A 14228-nucleotide genomic window follows, 5' to 3' on the forward strand; every position below is an offset into this window, starting at 1 on the left:
GGAAAATGACGAGAACCCGCACGCCGGGCATCAGCCGCCGTTCGACACTGGCGCTGATGGGCGCCGGTGCGATGACATTTGCCGCGCCCTGGGTGGCGCGTGCCCAAGCCAAGACCATCAAGATCGGCATGCCGACGATTTTGTCGGGCCGCGTCGCACAGCTCGGCACGTCCTCGCGCAATGCCGTGATGCTCGAGGTCGAGAAGGTCAACGCCGCCGGCGGTCTAGCAGGTCGGCAGATCGAGATGGTGATCCGCGACTCCAAGGGCCAACCGCAGGAAGCTGCACGTGTCGCGCGCGAGCTCGTCAACACCGACGGCTGCGAGCTAATGATCGACGCCGAAGCCTCCTCCGGCGCCTTCGCGGTGCACGAGGTCGCGCGCGATCTCGGCGTGTTCTGCATCCACACCAATTCGGAGACCTCGGCGCTGACCGCGGATCCGAAGCAGCATATCCCCAATGCATTCCGCACCGCGCGGCAGGGCGTGCACGACTCCATCGTCGGCGGCAGCTACGCCGCAGCGATCGCCAAGGCGAAAGGCTTGAAGAAATGGGCGACCTGCTCGCCGGATTATGCCTACGGACGCGACACCACCGGGGAGTTCACGCTGTATCTGAAGCGCTTCGCGCCCGACGTCGAGATCATCAGCGAGTCCTGGCCGAAGCTGTTCCAGCCCGACTATACCGAGGTGGTCACGAAGATTTTGCAGGCCAAGCCGCAGGCGCTCTATTCCTGTCTGTGGGGCGGCGATCTCACCTCCTACATCGACCAGGCCAATATCTATGCGATGTTCGGCCAGATGGAGGTGTTCGCGGTCAACATGGCCGACTATACCGCGCTCACTGTGGTGAAAAATCTTCCCAAGGGCATCCACTCCGGCAACCGCTACATCAAAACCTTCCCGGCGACGCCGGAGAATGCCGCCTGGGGCGATGCCTACAAGGCGAAGTACAATGAATATCCAACCAACTGGTCGTGGGAGAACGCCACCGCTATCATGCTGATGGCGGAAGCTGCGAAGAAGGCGAACTCGGCCGACGGCAAGAAGATCGCGGAGGTCTTGAAGGGCCTCACCATCAAGTGCCCGTTCGGGGCCGACGGCACCGTGACGATGCGCGGCGAGGACCACACGCTGGTCGGCTACGCCATCGGTTGGGGCACCACGATCCCGCAAGAGCCGTATGTTCCCGAGATCAAGGCCGGCGACTGGAAGACCATCTTCGAGCTCGAGGCCGAGTGGAAGAAGAGCAAAGGCTACACCTGAGTTAATACGCGGCGGAGCCGGGTGACCGTCTCCGCCGTTTCGTTTGATCTTCCGCGCTGTATCCGGCGCGCTGCAAATGAAAGTGCTCCCGTGGATCTCGATGCGCTTGCCGGCTGCCTCTCCAGCTCTGCCTGCCTGGTGACGCAGACCACCAGCGGCCTCATCATCGGCATGCTTCTGTTTCTCGTCGCGGTCGGGCTGACGCTGATCTTCGGCGTGCTCAAGGTTGTCAATTTCAGTCACGGCGCCTTCTATATGTTCGGCGCCTATTTTGCGATGACGGCCTATCAGCTCACCGGCAGCTTTGCGCTCGCGATGCTTGCGGGCGCGGCGGGCACGGCCGTTCTCGGCCTGATCTTCGAGCGCGTCTTCATGAGCCGCGTCTACGGCGCGGACGTCTTGATGCAGGTCCTCGTCTGTTACGCCTTCGTGCTGATCTTCGACGATGTCGTCCGCATGATCTGGGGACCGGAGTTCAAGGCGATGGGTATGCCGGCGGCCTTCCAGGTGATGCCGCTATTCATCGCCGGCGGTGTGGTGCCGCCTTATTATCTTCTGCTGATCGGCGTCGCGCTTGTTGCGGCCATTGTGCTCGGCCTTGGGCTCTCGCGCAGCCGCATCGGCAAGGTGATCCGCGCCGCCGCGCACAATCCCGGCATGGTCTCCGCCCTCGGCATCAACACCGGTCTGATCTATGGCGGCGTGTTCGCGCTCGGCGGCATGCTGGCCGGCCTTGCCGGCGCGCTGGCCGCGCCCGTGCGCTCGCTCACCCCTGGGATGGGATTCTCGGTGCTGATCGAATCCTTCATCGTGACCGTGATCGGAGGCATGGGCTCGATCCTGGGCGCGCTGATCGGTGCGCTGCTGCTCGGTCTCATCAGGTCGTTTGGCTCGCAGGGCTTTCCCCTGTTCGTGGAAGGGCTGATGTATCTGTTCATGGTGATCGTGCTGGTCTCCAAGCCCACCGGCCTGTTCGGCAAGGAGGCGGCATGACGGAGCTGGAGGCCGGACGCGCGCAGACGCTGGTGCCGGTGCGCAGCGGCCCGGCGCTTGGACGCTACCGCGATCTCCTGATTGCGCTGATCGCCTTCGCCGTGCTGGCAAGCCTGCCGATGTTCACGGGAAGCAAAGCGCTGCTCGATTTCGTCATTCGCTGCTCGGCCTACGGGCTGTTCGCAACCTCGCTCAATTTGCTGGTCGGCTACACCGGCCTGACCTCATTCGGCCACGGCATGTTCTTCGGCCTCGGTGCCTACAGTTACGGCCTGATCATGCAGAAGCTGAACGTGCCAATTCCGGTCGCCTTCATCGCGACGCTGGCGATCACGACGGTGGTCGCCGCCATCATCGGCGCGATCTGCGTGCGGCTGAAGGAGATCTATTTTGCCTTCGTCACGCTGGCCTTCCAGATGCTGATCCATTCGACGATCCTGTCCTGGGCCTCTTTCACCGGTGGCGACCAGGGCCTGCGCGGCGGCATTCCGCGCCCCGCGTTCCTGGGCATCGACCTCGCCAACCACGTCCATCTCTATGTCACCAGTTGTGCGCTGCTGATCCTTGGCCTGCTCGCGATGCGCCAGATCGCGCAATCGCCATTCGGCTACACGCTGCGCATGATCCGCGACAATGCGGCGCGGGCGAGCTTTCTCGGCATCGACGTCTGGCGTGCAAAGCTCACCGTGTTCGTGCTGGCAGCTTTGTTCGCCTCGATGGGCGGCATGGTGATGGCGCTGTTCGTCTCCGGTGCTTATCCGGAATTTGCCTATTGGACGATTTCGGGCGAGGGCATTTTCATCAATATGCTCGGCGGCGTCTCGACCTTCCTGGGGCCGATGGTCGGCACCGTGCTGCTGCTCCTGCTCAACGACACCGTGACACGTTTCACCGAGTATCACGGCATCGTGCTCGGCGTCGTCATCCTGTTCTTCGCCCTGGGCCTGCGCAAGGGCCTCCTGGATTTCGTCGCCGAATGGGTTGCGCATCGGCGCGACGCTGGCGAGGGGCGCTAGCCATGCTGGAGATCCGCAATCTCGCAAAATCCTTTGGTGGTGTGAAGGCGACCAACGATGTCTCGCTCGACTTTCCCGACGGCTCGCTCACCGCGGTGATCGGCCCGAACGGCGCAGGCAAGAGCACCTTCTTCAACCTGATCACCGGCGCGTTGAAGCCGGATTCCGGCCAGGTGCTGCTGGACGGCGTCGATCTCGCCGGCCGCTCGCCACCGGAGATCGTACGCCACGGCATCGGTCGCGCCTTCCAGGTCGCCAGCATCTTCAAGTCGCTGACGGTGCAGGAGACGATGCTCGCTGCCGTCAGCGCCGACCAGCGCACGTCAGCGGTGCTCCACAAGCGCTTTCCATTGCTAGAGACGCGCGAGCGCGCCGAGCACGTGATGGAGCTGCTGGGGCTCGCCGGCAAGCGCAATCGCACCGCCGCGACGCTTTCGCATGGCGACCAGAAGCTGCTCGACATCGCGCTCGCGCTGGTGCTCGAACCAAAAGTGTTGTTGCTGGACGAACCCACCGCCGGAATGGGCCCGGAGGAGCGCTGGCGCATGATCGACAAGGTGCGCGAGCTCTGGGAGACCCAGAAGATCACCGTCGTCTTCATCGAGCACGATATGGATATCGTGTTCAAGATCGCCCCGAAGATCGTCGTGCTCTGCTATGGGCGTATCCTCGCGACCGGCACGCCCGACGAGATCCGCAACAACAGCGCCGTGATCGACGCTTATCTCGGCACTGAACATGCGGGAGCTGCCGCATGAGCGGGGCCGTCATCGAAGTTGCCGATCTCGATGTGTATTACGGCACCAGCCAGATCCTGTTCGGCGTCGGCCTGTCGGTGCGGCAGGGCGAGACCATGGCGCTGCTCGGCCGCAATGGCGCGGGCAAGTCGACGACGATGAAAGCGATCATGGGACTGGCGCCGCCCCGGCGGGGCAGGGTCAGCCTGCGCGGCGCCGTGATCTCCGGCCTGAAGCCGCACGCGATCGCGCGCGCCGGCCTCGGCTTCGTGCCGGAGGATCGTCAGGTCTTTCCGGAGCACACGGTGGAGGACAATCTCGTCATCGGGAAGAAGAAGGGGCCGGAGGGCCAGGACGAATGGCCGATCAAGCGCATATACGAGGTCTTTCCGCTGCTGGAGCCGCTGCGCCAACGCATCGCCGGGCGCCTGTCCGGCGGCGAGCAGCAGATGCTCGCCATCGCGCGCACGCTGATGGGAAACCCCGCATTGCTGCTGCTGGATGAGCCGAGCGAAGGTCTCGCACCGATCATCGTGCAACGGATCGGCGAGCTTTTGCGGCAACTCCGTTCGCTCGGTTCGACCGTGCTGATCGCCGAGCAGAACATGCATTTCTGTCTCGGCTTGGCGAGCCACGCCACCGTCATCGACAAGGGCCAGATCGTCTATGCCGCCGGAATCGACGAGTTGAAGGCCAACGAGGCGATCCGGCGGCGATATCTGGCCCTGTAGCCTACGCTCCGGTGTCCACGTGGCCGGAGGAAGAAAACTGTTGTCCCGAGGTTGCCCGACGGAAGAAGATTTCCCTCCGAGGGGGAAAAACGCCAATCGCTTCCATTGCCGTTTGAGCCGGAAACGACGACATTCGGTCAGGATTTAATGGATTGGCGTAGCCATGGAACGCACCGGATTTGAGCCCTTCGGCGAGCAGCTGGTGTCCGCAACGGACACCCAGCCGAAGTCGCGCGCCTCAAAGCTCCTGCTGCGGACCGGCACGATGCTGTTCTGGTCGCTGGTTGCAGGCATCGTGCTTGCCCGCGCCGCCTTCTTCGAGCCCGGCATCTATGACGGCTTCAGCCGCGTCGCTTCGCTCGCCAAAAGCCTGATCTTCTAAGGCCGATTATTCCGGGCTGAGGATAGAACTTCCCTCGGGCCTGATATGTCGAAAACTTATTTCCCTCTCCGGTCGCGCTGCGTATAAATCTTTCTCCTCTGGGAGAGATTTGTGTCGCAGAATCAAGCATCCAGCCCGGCCGACGACAAGCCGGCCTCAGCCGCGAGCCGAATTGCGGCGCTGATTCCCGGCATTCTCCTTTGCGTTCTGGTCGCCGGTGTCTCGGCCCTGCTGGAGCGGGCCGAACTGGGCATGTTCGAGCATCCCTATGTCGAGGCGCTCGTCATGGCGATCCTGCTCGGCATGGCCTTGCGCAGCTTCTGGAAACCGGCACCACGCTGGCAGGCCGGGATCGCCTTCAGCGCGAAACAGCTCCTCGAAGTCGCCGTCATGCTGCTGGGGGCTTCGATCAGCTTCGCCGCGATCGCAGCCTCGGGCATCGCGCTGCTGGCGTCGATCGCCGCCGTTGTCGTGATCGCGCTCGCTGTCTCCTTCGGCCTCAGCCGGATGCTGGGGTTGTCGACACGGCTGTCGATCCTGATTGCCTGCGGCAATTCGATCTGCGGCAATTCCGCGATTGCAGCCGTAGCTCCGATCATCGGCGCCAACAATGACGAGATCGCGTCCTCGATCTCCTTCACTGCGATCCTCGGCGTGATGATGGTGCTCGGCCTGCCGCTGTTGATCCCGCTGTTGCAGTTATCCGCGACGCAGTACGGGATCCTGGCGGGCCTCACCGTCTACGCCGTGCCGCAGGTGCTGGCCGCGACGGTGCCCGCCGGCCTCGTCTCGACGCAGATCGGCACGCTGGTCAAGCTGATGCGCGTCCTGATGCTCGGTCCCGTCGTCGTCGGCCTGTCGCTGGTTGCCTCGCGCTGGCAGAGCGATGCCAAGAAGACCAATGTCGGATTCTTTCGACTGGTCCCGTGGTTTATCCTCGGCTTCCTCGCGCTCGCGACCCTGCGCTCCCTCGAAATCGTGCCGGCCACGGTGGTCGGGCCGGTCACGAAGATCACGGGTTTTCTCACCGTGGTATCGATGGCCGCGCTGGGCCTCGGTGTCGATGTGCGCGTGCTTGCCCATGTCGGCGGCCGCGTGACGGCCGCCGTGACGCTGTCGCTGATGCTGCTGCTCGGCATCAGCATTGCGTTGGTGCATTGGTTCAAATAGGAAGGCGCCGCTGCTCTGGACATCCGGAGCCAGACGTTTATTGGTCTTCGCCAATGAGACCGGCCATCGTTCAACGTGGACGGTCCGAAAACAGCGAGGACGCCAGCCATGATCACATTGACCGTGAAGGACCTTCTCCCCGAGGACGGAACGCGGGGAACGTTGGCCGGCCGCGTCTGGCTGCCTCAGGTGAACGGTCCGGCCGTCGTTGCTGTGCGAGACGATGGCGTTTTTGACGTCACCGCGAAGCTTCCGACCATCAGCGCGCTCTGCGAGGAAGACAATCCCGCCAAGGCGCTTAGCTCGATCAAGGGCGAGCGCATCGGCGATCTCGAGGCGATCGTCACCAACACGGCGCCCGATGGGCGCGACCCGAAAAAGCCGTGGCTGCTCGCGCCCGTCGACCTCCAGACGCTGAAGGCCGCCGGCGTCACCTTCGCCATCTCGATGCTGGAGCGGGTCATCGAGGAGAGGGCCAAGGGCAATCCGGCGTCGGCCGAGGCGATCCGCAAAGAGGTGACACGGCTGATCGGCGACGATCTGTCGAAGCTCAAGCCGGGCTCGGACCAGGCGATGCACCTGAAGCAGGTGCTGATCGATCAGAACGCCTGGAGCCAGTATCTTGAAGTCGGCATCGGCCCTGATGCCGAGGTCTTCACCAAGGCACCGACCATGTCCTCGGTCGGCACTGGCATGGACGCCGGCCTGCATCCGAAGTCGACCTGGAATAATCCCGAGCCCGAGCTCGTGCTGTTCGTCTCGAGCCGCGGCAAGATCGTCGGCGGCGCGCTCGGCAACGACGTGAACCTGCGCGACTTCGAGGGACGCTCGGCGCTGCTGCTGTCGAAAGCCAAGGACAACAATGCCTCTTGCGCGATCGGCCCGCTGCTGCGCCTGTTCGACGACACATTCACGCTCGACCACGCTCGCAAGCTGGACATCAGCCTCAACGTGAAGGGCGCGGACGGTTTCGTCCTCGACGGCCATTCCTCCATCAGCAAGATCAGCCGCGATCCGACCGATCTCGTGGCGCAGACCATTGGCAAGATCCACCAATACCCTGACGGCTTCGTACTCTTCCTTGGTACCATGTTCGCCCCCGTGAAGGATCGGGACGCGCCGGGGCAGGGCTTCACCCACAAGCGCGACGACATCGTCACGATCTCAGCGCCGCAGCTCGGCAAGCTGATCAACCGCATGCGCACCAGCGACGAGTGCGAGCCCTGGACCTTCGGCATCGGCGCGCTGATGAAGAACCTGGCCCAGCGGAAATTGATCTAGCGCTTCGCCTCTCCCTCATCTACGGCCGTCATGCCCGGGCCTGTCCCGGGCATCCGCGTTCTGTTGGGGCAGCTAAGCAAGCCGTGGATGGCCGGGACAAGCCGGCCAAGACGATCTGTGGCCCGATCGTCGCCGCCGCACAATTTCCTTCATCTCCTCGTTGCATCCCCGGAACAAAATCGCTCTGAGCGTGTCGAAGAACCGCGCGCTGCCGCAGCGCCACGCTGCGCCTCCAAATAGTCAAATAATATGACTAGTCGGAACCGCTCTTCCGTGAAATAGTGCCTCCCGCCGCCTCGAAGGCCGGCCTGTGGGTGCCATGCTACCAATCGACGCCCCGGATAACATCTTGGGAGACACGCCTGATGACCCTCAAAGCCCTCTTTGCGGCCAGCGCCACGGCGGCGTTGTTGCTCGCGCTGCCGGCCAATGCGGCCGAGCTCACCATCGGCTTCTCGCAGATCGGATCGGAATCCGGCTGGCGCGCCGCCGAGACCTCGGTCTCCAAGCAGGTGGCTGCCAAGCGCAAGGTCAACCTCAAGATCGCCGACGCGCAGCAGAAGCAGGAGAACCAGATCAAAGCGATCCGCTCCTTCATCGCGCAGAACGTCGATGCGATCTTCCTTGCGCCAGTCGTTTCGACCGGCTGGGATTCGGTGCTGAAGGAAGCCAAGGAGGCTAAGATTCCGGTCGTGCTGCTCGACCGCGACATCGATCCTTCCGGCAAGGATCTCTATCTCACCGCCGTCACCTCCGACAGCGTGCATGAGGGCGCCGTCGCCGGCGACTGGCTCGCCAAGACCGTCGGGACCAAGGCCTGCAACATCGTCGAACTGCAGGGCACGGTCGGCGCCAGCGTCGCCGCCAATCGCAAGAAGGGCTTCGACACCGCGATCGCCAAGCATCCGAACCTGAAGGTGGTGCGCAGCCAGACCGGCGACTTCACCCGCGCCAAGGGCAAGGAGGTGATGGAAAGCTTCATCAAGGCCGAAGGCGGCGGCAAGTCGATCTGCGCCGTCTACGCCCACAACGACGACATGATGGTCGGCGCGATTCAGGCGATGAAGGAAGCCGGCCTCAAGCCGGGCAAGGAGATTCTCACCGTCTCGATCGACGCTGTGCCCGACATCTTCAAGGCGATGGCCGGCGGCGAGGCCAACGCAACGGTCGAGCTGACGCCGAACATGGCCGGCCCTGCGCTCGATGCTATTGCAGCCTTCAAGAGCAAGGGCACGGTTCCGCCGAAATGGATCCAGACCGAGTCCAAGCTCTACACCGCTGCCGACGATCCGCAGAAGATCTACGACAGCAAGAAGGGCCTCGGTTACTGAGGCGGGGACAGCGCCGGATCGCCCTTGTGGTCCGGTGCACCCTTCGAAACCGTTGCGTTAACGGCTAGGCTGGGTGTCCGCCTCATCGACGGGCACCGGTGGGAGTGACGTTGCCATGGAGAACAGCCTCGATGTTGCTCTGCCGCTGCTGGAGGCGCGAGGGATCAGCAAGAGCTTTGGCGCCGTGCGCGCGTTGCAGGAGATCGACTTCACCCTGCGCGCCGGTGAGATCCATGCGCTGCTCGGCGAGAACGGCGCCGGCAAGTCCACGCTGATCAAGGTTATCACAGGCGTGTTTCCGCGTGACGCCGGCATCGTCAGGATCAGCGGCGAAGAGATTGCGCCGCGTTCGACCAAGGCTGCGCTCCAATCCGGCATCGCCACCGTCTACCAGGAGGTCAATCTGCTGCCGAACCTCTCGGTGGCGCAGAACCTGTTCCTCGACCGCCAGCCGATGCGCTTCGGCATCGTGCGCGAGGGCGAGATGCGGCGTCGCGCCAAGGCGCTGCTTGCCGATTTCGGGCTCGACATCGACGTCGCCGCACCGCTCGGCAACTATTCGGTCGCCATCCAGCACGTCACCGCGATCGCGCGGGCGGTCGATCTTTCCGCGCGCGTGCTGATCCTGGATGAACCCACCTCGAGCCTCGACCGCCACGAGGTCGAGATCCTGTTCGGGATCATGCGCCAGCTCGCAAAGCGAGGTATCGGCATCGTCTTCGTCAGCCATTTCCTCGATCAGGTCTACGGGATTTCCGACCGCATCACCGTGCTGCGCAACGGCCGCCTGGTCGGCGAGCGCGAGACGGCTTCGCTGTCGCGGCTCGAGCTGATCCGGATGATGCTCGGCCGCGAGCTGGCCGAGACCACCAGCGCGCGGGCTGCGGCCACCAAACCCAAGGCGCGCGAGATCTGCGCGAGCTTCGAGGGTTACGGCAAGGCCGGCTATGTCGCGCCGTTCAACCTCGAGCTGCGCCATGGCGAGGTCGTCGGCCTTGCCGGCCTGCTCGGTTCGGGGCGCACCGAGACGGCGCGGCTGGTGTTCGGCGCCGAACGCGCCGATCGCGGGCAGGCGAGGGTGGAGGGCACGGCCGTGCGGCTGCTGTCGCCGCGCGACGGCGTGCGCCACGGTTTCGGCTACTGCCCGGAGGAGCGCAAGACCGACGGGATCGTCGCCGAGCTCAGCGTGCGCGAGAACATCGTGCTCGCGCTCCAGGCCAAGCGCGGTCTGCATCGGCCATTGTCGCGACGCGAGCAGGACGAGATCGCAAGCCGCTACGTCAAGATGCTCGACATCCGCCCGCCCGATCCGGAACGGCCCGTAGGTCTGCTCTCGGGCGGCAATCAGCAGAAAGTGCTGCTGGCGCGCTGGCTTGCGACCTCGCCGCGGCTCCTGGTGCTGGACGAGCCGACCCGCGGCATCGACGTCGGCGCGCATGCCGAGATCATCCGCTTGATCCGGGAGCTCTGCGACGACGGCCTAGCGCTGCTGGTGATCTCTTCCGAGCTCGACGAGATCGTGACCTATTCGGATCGCGTCGTGGTGCTGCGTGACCGCGCCCATGTCGAGGAGCTCGCGGGCGAGGCGATCGACGTCGGCAACATCCTCGCGGCCATCGCCGCCGACGGCGAGGCCATCGCGCATGAGGGGCGGGCATGACAGCGCTGTTGCCGCGCCGCGGCCTTCCCCAGATCCTCGCGCTGATCGTCATCCTCTCAGTCGACCGCGCAGTGTCGCCGCAATTCTTCGACCTTCGCCTCCAGGACGGCCGGTTGTTCGGCAGCCTGATCGACGTGCTCAATCGCGGCACGCCGGTGGCGCTGCTCTCGCTCGGCATGGTGCTGGTCATCGCGACGCGCGGCATCGACCTGTCGGTCGGCGCCGTCATGGCGATCTGCGGGGCGATCGCGGCGAGTCTCGCCGACAGTCACGGCCTGCCGGTGGTGCTGGCGGCTGCGCTTGGTGCCGGACTGGTCTGTGGTCTCTGGAACGGCTTCCTCGTCGCCGTGCTCGGCATGCAACCGATCGTGGCAACGCTGATTCTGATGGTGGCGGGACGCGGCATCGCTCAGCTCATCACCGAAGGGCGGATCGTCACCTTCTCCTCGCCGGATCTGGTCTGGCTGGGCAATGGCGCGGTGCTCGGCCTGCCGGTGCCGGTCGTGATTGCCTTAGGCATGCTGATCCTCACCGGCGCGGTGGTGCGGGGCTCGGCGCTCGGGCTCCTGATCGAGGCGACCGGCGGCAATGCGCGAGCGAGCGAGCTTGCCGGCGTCGGCACCCGTGCCATGATCCTGGCGGTCTATGTCTGGTGCGGGGTCTGCGCCGCGCTCGCGGGGGTCATTGCAGCCGCCGACATCATGGGCGCTGATGCCAACAATGCCGGCCTCTGGCTCGAACTCGACGCCATCCTCGCCGTGGTGATCGGCGGGACTTCGCTGTTCGGGGGCCGCTTCAGCCTCGTTCTGGCCGTACTCGGCGCGTTGATCATCCAGACCATGAACACCGGTATCCTGCTGTCGGGCTATCCGCCCGAGTTCAACCTGCTGGTCAAGGCGGTGGTGGTGCTCGCGGTGCTGCTGCTGCAATCGCCGAAGCTGTCCGGCATTGCCGGAATCGCGGCACGGCTGCGGAGGGCGAAACCATGAAAAGCCTGCCGCCGGTCCTCATCACGGCGATCGTGCTTGTCGCGGGCTTTGCGCTCTGCGCAATGCAATTCCCGAACATGGCCTCGACCCGCGTGATCGGAAATCTCCTCACAGACAATGCCTTTCTCGGCATCGTTGCCACCGGCATGACTTTCGTCATCATTTCAGGCGGCATCGATCTGTCGGTCGGATCGGTGATCGGATTCACCACTGTCTTCGTGGCGCTGGCGATCGAGCGCTGGGGCGTGCCGCCGCTGGCCGCCTTCGCCGCCGTCCTCGTGCTCTCGGCAGGGTTCGGGGCTGCGATGGGCGCCGTGATCCACGTCTTCGACCTGCCGCCCTTCATCGTCACGCTGGCCGGCATGTTCCTGGCACGCGGTGCGAGCTTCCTGCTCTCGACGGAATCGGTGCCGATCACTGCGCCGGTCTACTCCACCGTGTCGGACTTCGCGCTGCGCATGCCCGGCGGCGGGCGGTTGACCGCGATCGCGATCATCATGCTGGTGATCGTGATCGGCGGCGCCCTGCTGCTGCAGCTCACGAGGTTCGGCGCCAATGTCTACGCGCTCGGCGGTAGCCGGGCGACTGCGAGCCTGATGGGCATCGCCGTCGGCAAGATGACGGTGAAGATCTACATGCTATCGAGCCTGCTCGCCGGCATCGCGGGCATTGTCTTTTCCTTCTACACGAGCGCCGGCTATTCGCTCTCCGCCGTCGGCGTCGAGCTCGACACCATCGCGGCCGTCGTGATCGGCGGCACGTTGCTGACGGGCGGACAGGGCTCGGTGATTGGCACCTTCCTCGGCGTGCTGATCCAGGGTCTGATCCAGACCTACATCAATTTCGACGGCACGCTGTCGAGCTGGTGGACCAAGATCGCGACCGGTGTCCTGCTGTTCGCCTTCATCGCCTTGCAGCAGGGGCTAGTCGCGCTCGCCCGCCGGCCGTTGAAGGCGAGTGCAGGAGCAGTCTCATGACCTCGCGCATCGTCGTCATCCCGACGCGGCGGGCCCATTCCAACCATGCGGAGGTGGCCCGCTCGATTGGCGTCGACATCATCGCCGGGCGCTATGCGGAGGGGACGCGGCTGCCGGGCGATGCCGAGATGATCGCGATGTTCGGTGTGTCGCGCCCGGTGCTGCGGGAGAGCGTGAAGACGCTGGTCGCCAAGGGCCTGCTCACCACCAAGGCGCGGGTCGGCACCGTCGTGCGCGAGCGCGGTGCCTGGAACATGTTCGACGCCGACGTGCTGGCCTGGCATCTGGATGCCGGCATCGACAAGCGCTTCCTCAACGACCTCGCCGAGATACGTCTGGCCGTCGAGCCGCGCGCCGCGATGCTTGCGGCGGCGCAGCGATCGGAGGACGACATTGCCGAGCTTCGGCGCTGCATGGATCGGATGCGGCTGGAAGCCTCCGATTCCGTCGGCTTTGCCGACGCCGACCTCGCGCTCCATGTTGCGGTGGCGCGCGCTTCCGGCAATCTGTTCATGCGCTCGATCGGACATGTCATCGAGGCTGCGCTGCGCGCCTCGTTCCTGCTCAGCGCCCCGGTCGAGCCGGAGGACCGTGACACCGTGCTGCTCTGGCATCAGAGGATCGTCGATGCCATTGCGGCGGGCGATGCGGAAGCTGCGTCAGAGGCGATGATCTACGTCATTCACAATGGCATGCGCCGCCACGAGGGCACGGTGATCAAGACCGCGCCGGCCGAGGCGCCGCCATCCGTCGATACTGGAGAATAGCCGTGACAGATCTTCGCATCGCCATCGTCGGCTTCGGCAAGATCGCGCGCGACCAGCATGTCGGCGCGATCGCAGCGACGCCGGGCGCGACCCTCGCGGCGGTCGCCAGCCGTAACGCCTCGCTGCCGGGACTGCCACATTTTGCGACCATCGAGGAATTGCTGGAGAAGGGACCGCCGATCGACGCGGTCTCGCTCTGCACGCCGCCGCAGGTGCGCCGCGCCCAGGCTGCTGCGGCGCTGGCCGCGGGCAAGCATGTCATGCTGGAGAAGCCGCCGGGCACCGGCGTCGCCGAGCTCGATCCGCTGATCGCGATGGCGGCGGGTGCGAAGCGGACGCTGTTCGCGACCTGGCATTCGCGCTACGCGCCAGCGGTCGAGCCGGCGCGGCAATGGCTCGCCGGGCGCCGCATCGCCTCCGTGCATATCAGCTGGAAGGAGGACGTCCGCGTCTGGCATCCCGGGCAGGGCTGGATCTGGGAGCCGGGTGGCCTCGGCGTGTTCGACCCCGGCATCAACGCGCTGTCGATCCTCACCCGTATCCTGCCGCAACCCGTGTTCGTCACCGCGGCCGAGCTGGCCTTTCCCGCCAATTGCCAGGCACCGATCGCCGCGAACCTGACGCTGACAGATATCGGCGGCCTCCCGGTCAGTGCCGAATTCGACTTTCGCCAGACGGGACCTCAGAGCTGGGATATCGTGGTGGGGACCGACCAAGGCCGGATGATCCTGTCGAACGGAGGGGCGCGCATGGCAATCGACGGCAAGGTGCTTGCCGAAGCGCCTGATGAGGAATATCGCGGACTCTATCGGCGTTTCGTCGCGCTCGCAGCGAGCGGCGCGAGCGACGTCGATCTGGCGCCGCTTCGCCTCGTCGCCGACGCCTTCCTGCTCGGCAGGCGCACCGTCGTCGAAACGTTCGTGGACTGA

General features: G+C 64.9%; 14 protein-coding genes. All 14 read left to right on the forward strand.

Annotated features, from left to right (window positions below; all coding sequences use genetic code 11):
- The first annotated feature begins 5 nt into the window (after positions 1–5).
- The 14 genes from LPJ38_RS18870 to LPJ38_RS18935 all read left to right on the forward strand — a co-directional run bounded on the left by LPJ38_RS18870 (position 6) and on the right by LPJ38_RS18935 (position 14228).
- On the forward strand, positions 6–1265 hold the full coding sequence (locus LPJ38_RS18870; RefSeq protein WP_145627388.1) for an ABC transporter substrate-binding protein: 1260 nt from the start codon (positions 6–8) through the stop codon (positions 1263–1265).
- Between the two features lie 90 nt (positions 1266–1355).
- Entirely contained in the window at positions 1356–2258 is a 903-nt protein-coding gene (locus LPJ38_RS18875; protein ID WP_145627385.1) for a branched-chain amino acid ABC transporter permease, read from the forward strand.
- Positions 2255–3274 (forward strand): branched-chain amino acid ABC transporter permease, encoded by a 1020-nt coding sequence (locus LPJ38_RS18880; RefSeq protein WP_145627383.1) that lies wholly within the window; start codon positions 2255–2257, stop codon positions 3272–3274. The genes LPJ38_RS18875 and LPJ38_RS18880 overlap by 4 nt, the downstream gene beginning before the upstream one ends.
- A gap of 2 nt (positions 3275–3276) precedes the next feature.
- Positions 3277–4032, forward strand: coding sequence for an ABC transporter ATP-binding protein (locus LPJ38_RS18885; protein ID WP_145627379.1), 756 nt, complete (start codon positions 3277–3279; stop codon positions 4030–4032).
- Positions 4029–4742 carry an ABC transporter ATP-binding protein gene (locus LPJ38_RS18890; protein WP_145627375.1) on the forward strand — a complete coding sequence of 238 codons (714 nt, stop codon included), beginning with the start codon at positions 4029–4031 and terminating at the stop codon, positions 4740–4742. Before LPJ38_RS18885 ends, LPJ38_RS18890 begins: the two co-directional genes overlap by 4 nt.
- Positions 4743–4905: 163 nt before the next feature.
- On the forward strand, positions 4906–5124 hold the full coding sequence (locus tag LPJ38_RS18895) for a hypothetical protein (RefSeq protein ID WP_145627373.1): 219 nt from the start codon (positions 4906–4908) through the stop codon (positions 5122–5124).
- A 111-nt stretch (positions 5125–5235) separates the two neighbouring features.
- Positions 5236–6294, forward strand: coding sequence for a YeiH family protein (locus LPJ38_RS18900; RefSeq protein WP_145627371.1), 1059 nt, complete (start codon positions 5236–5238; stop codon positions 6292–6294).
- 108 nt (positions 6295–6402) lie between these two features.
- On the forward strand, positions 6403–7575 hold the full coding sequence (locus LPJ38_RS18905) for a fumarylacetoacetate hydrolase family protein (protein WP_145627368.1): 1173 nt from the start codon (positions 6403–6405) through the stop codon (positions 7573–7575).
- Positions 7576–7940: 365 nt separating this feature from the next.
- Positions 7941–8906, forward strand: coding sequence for a galactofuranose ABC transporter, galactofuranose-binding protein YtfQ (ytfQ, locus tag LPJ38_RS18910; protein ID WP_145627364.1), 966 nt, complete (start codon positions 7941–7943; stop codon positions 8904–8906).
- A 115-nt stretch (positions 8907–9021) separates the two neighbouring features.
- A complete protein-coding gene (locus tag LPJ38_RS18915) occupies positions 9022–10566 on the forward strand; it encodes a sugar ABC transporter ATP-binding protein (protein WP_167520179.1) in 1545 nt (514 codons plus the stop codon).
- Entirely contained in the window at positions 10563–11555 is a 993-nt protein-coding gene (locus LPJ38_RS18920) for an ABC transporter permease (RefSeq protein ID WP_145627352.1), read from the forward strand. Before LPJ38_RS18915 ends, LPJ38_RS18920 begins: the two co-directional genes overlap by 4 nt.
- Positions 11552–12532, forward strand: coding sequence for a galactofuranose ABC transporter, permease protein YjfF (yjfF, locus tag LPJ38_RS18925; RefSeq protein ID WP_145627347.1), 981 nt, complete (start codon positions 11552–11554; stop codon positions 12530–12532). The genes LPJ38_RS18920 and yjfF overlap by 4 nt, the downstream gene beginning before the upstream one ends.
- Positions 12529–13299 carry a FadR/GntR family transcriptional regulator gene (locus LPJ38_RS18930; RefSeq protein ID WP_145627346.1) on the forward strand — a complete coding sequence of 257 codons (771 nt, stop codon included), beginning with the start codon at positions 12529–12531 and terminating at the stop codon, positions 13297–13299. Before yjfF ends, LPJ38_RS18930 begins: the two co-directional genes overlap by 4 nt.
- A gap of 2 nt (positions 13300–13301) precedes the next feature.
- Positions 13302–14228: a Gfo/Idh/MocA family protein gene (locus tag LPJ38_RS18935; RefSeq protein ID WP_145627342.1), complete on the forward strand. Its 927-nt coding sequence runs from the start codon at positions 13302–13304 to the stop codon at positions 14226–14228.

Source organism: Bradyrhizobium daqingense, from assembly GCF_021044685.1.
In the GTDB taxonomy this organism is placed as follows: Bacteria; Pseudomonadota; Alphaproteobacteria; order Rhizobiales; family Xanthobacteraceae; genus Bradyrhizobium; species Bradyrhizobium daqingense.

Excerpts from the sequence above, each read along its gene's own strand:
- LPJ38_RS18870 (WP_145627388.1), top strand. The coding sequence starts at position 6 with ATGACGAGAACCCGCACGCCGGGCATCAGCCGCCGTTCGACACTGGCG.
- LPJ38_RS18880 (WP_145627383.1), top strand. The coding sequence starts at position 2,255 with ATGACGGAGCTGGAGGCCGGACGCGCGCAGACGCTGGTGCCGGTGCGC.
- LPJ38_RS18885 (WP_145627379.1), top strand. The coding sequence starts at position 3,277 with ATGCTGGAGATCCGCAATCTCGCAAAATCCTTTGGTGGTGTGAAGGCG.
- LPJ38_RS18890 (WP_145627375.1), top strand. The coding sequence starts at position 4,029 with ATGAGCGGGGCCGTCATCGAAGTTGCCGATCTCGATGTGTATTACGGC.
- LPJ38_RS18895 (WP_145627373.1), top strand. The coding sequence starts at position 4,906 with ATGGAACGCACCGGATTTGAGCCCTTCGGCGAGCAGCTGGTGTCCGCA.
- LPJ38_RS18905 (WP_145627368.1), top strand. The coding sequence starts at position 6,403 with ATGATCACATTGACCGTGAAGGACCTTCTCCCCGAGGACGGAACGCGG.
- ytfQ (WP_145627364.1), top strand. The coding sequence starts at position 7,941 with ATGACCCTCAAAGCCCTCTTTGCGGCCAGCGCCACGGCGGCGTTGTTG.
- LPJ38_RS18915 (WP_167520179.1), top strand. The coding sequence starts at position 9,022 with ATGGAGAACAGCCTCGATGTTGCTCTGCCGCTGCTGGAGGCGCGAGGG.
- LPJ38_RS18920 (WP_145627352.1), top strand. The coding sequence starts at position 10,563 with ATGACAGCGCTGTTGCCGCGCCGCGGCCTTCCCCAGATCCTCGCGCTG.
- yjfF (WP_145627347.1), top strand. The coding sequence starts at position 11,552 with ATGAAAAGCCTGCCGCCGGTCCTCATCACGGCGATCGTGCTTGTCGCG.
- LPJ38_RS18930 (WP_145627346.1), top strand. The coding sequence starts at position 12,529 with ATGACCTCGCGCATCGTCGTCATCCCGACGCGGCGGGCCCATTCCAAC.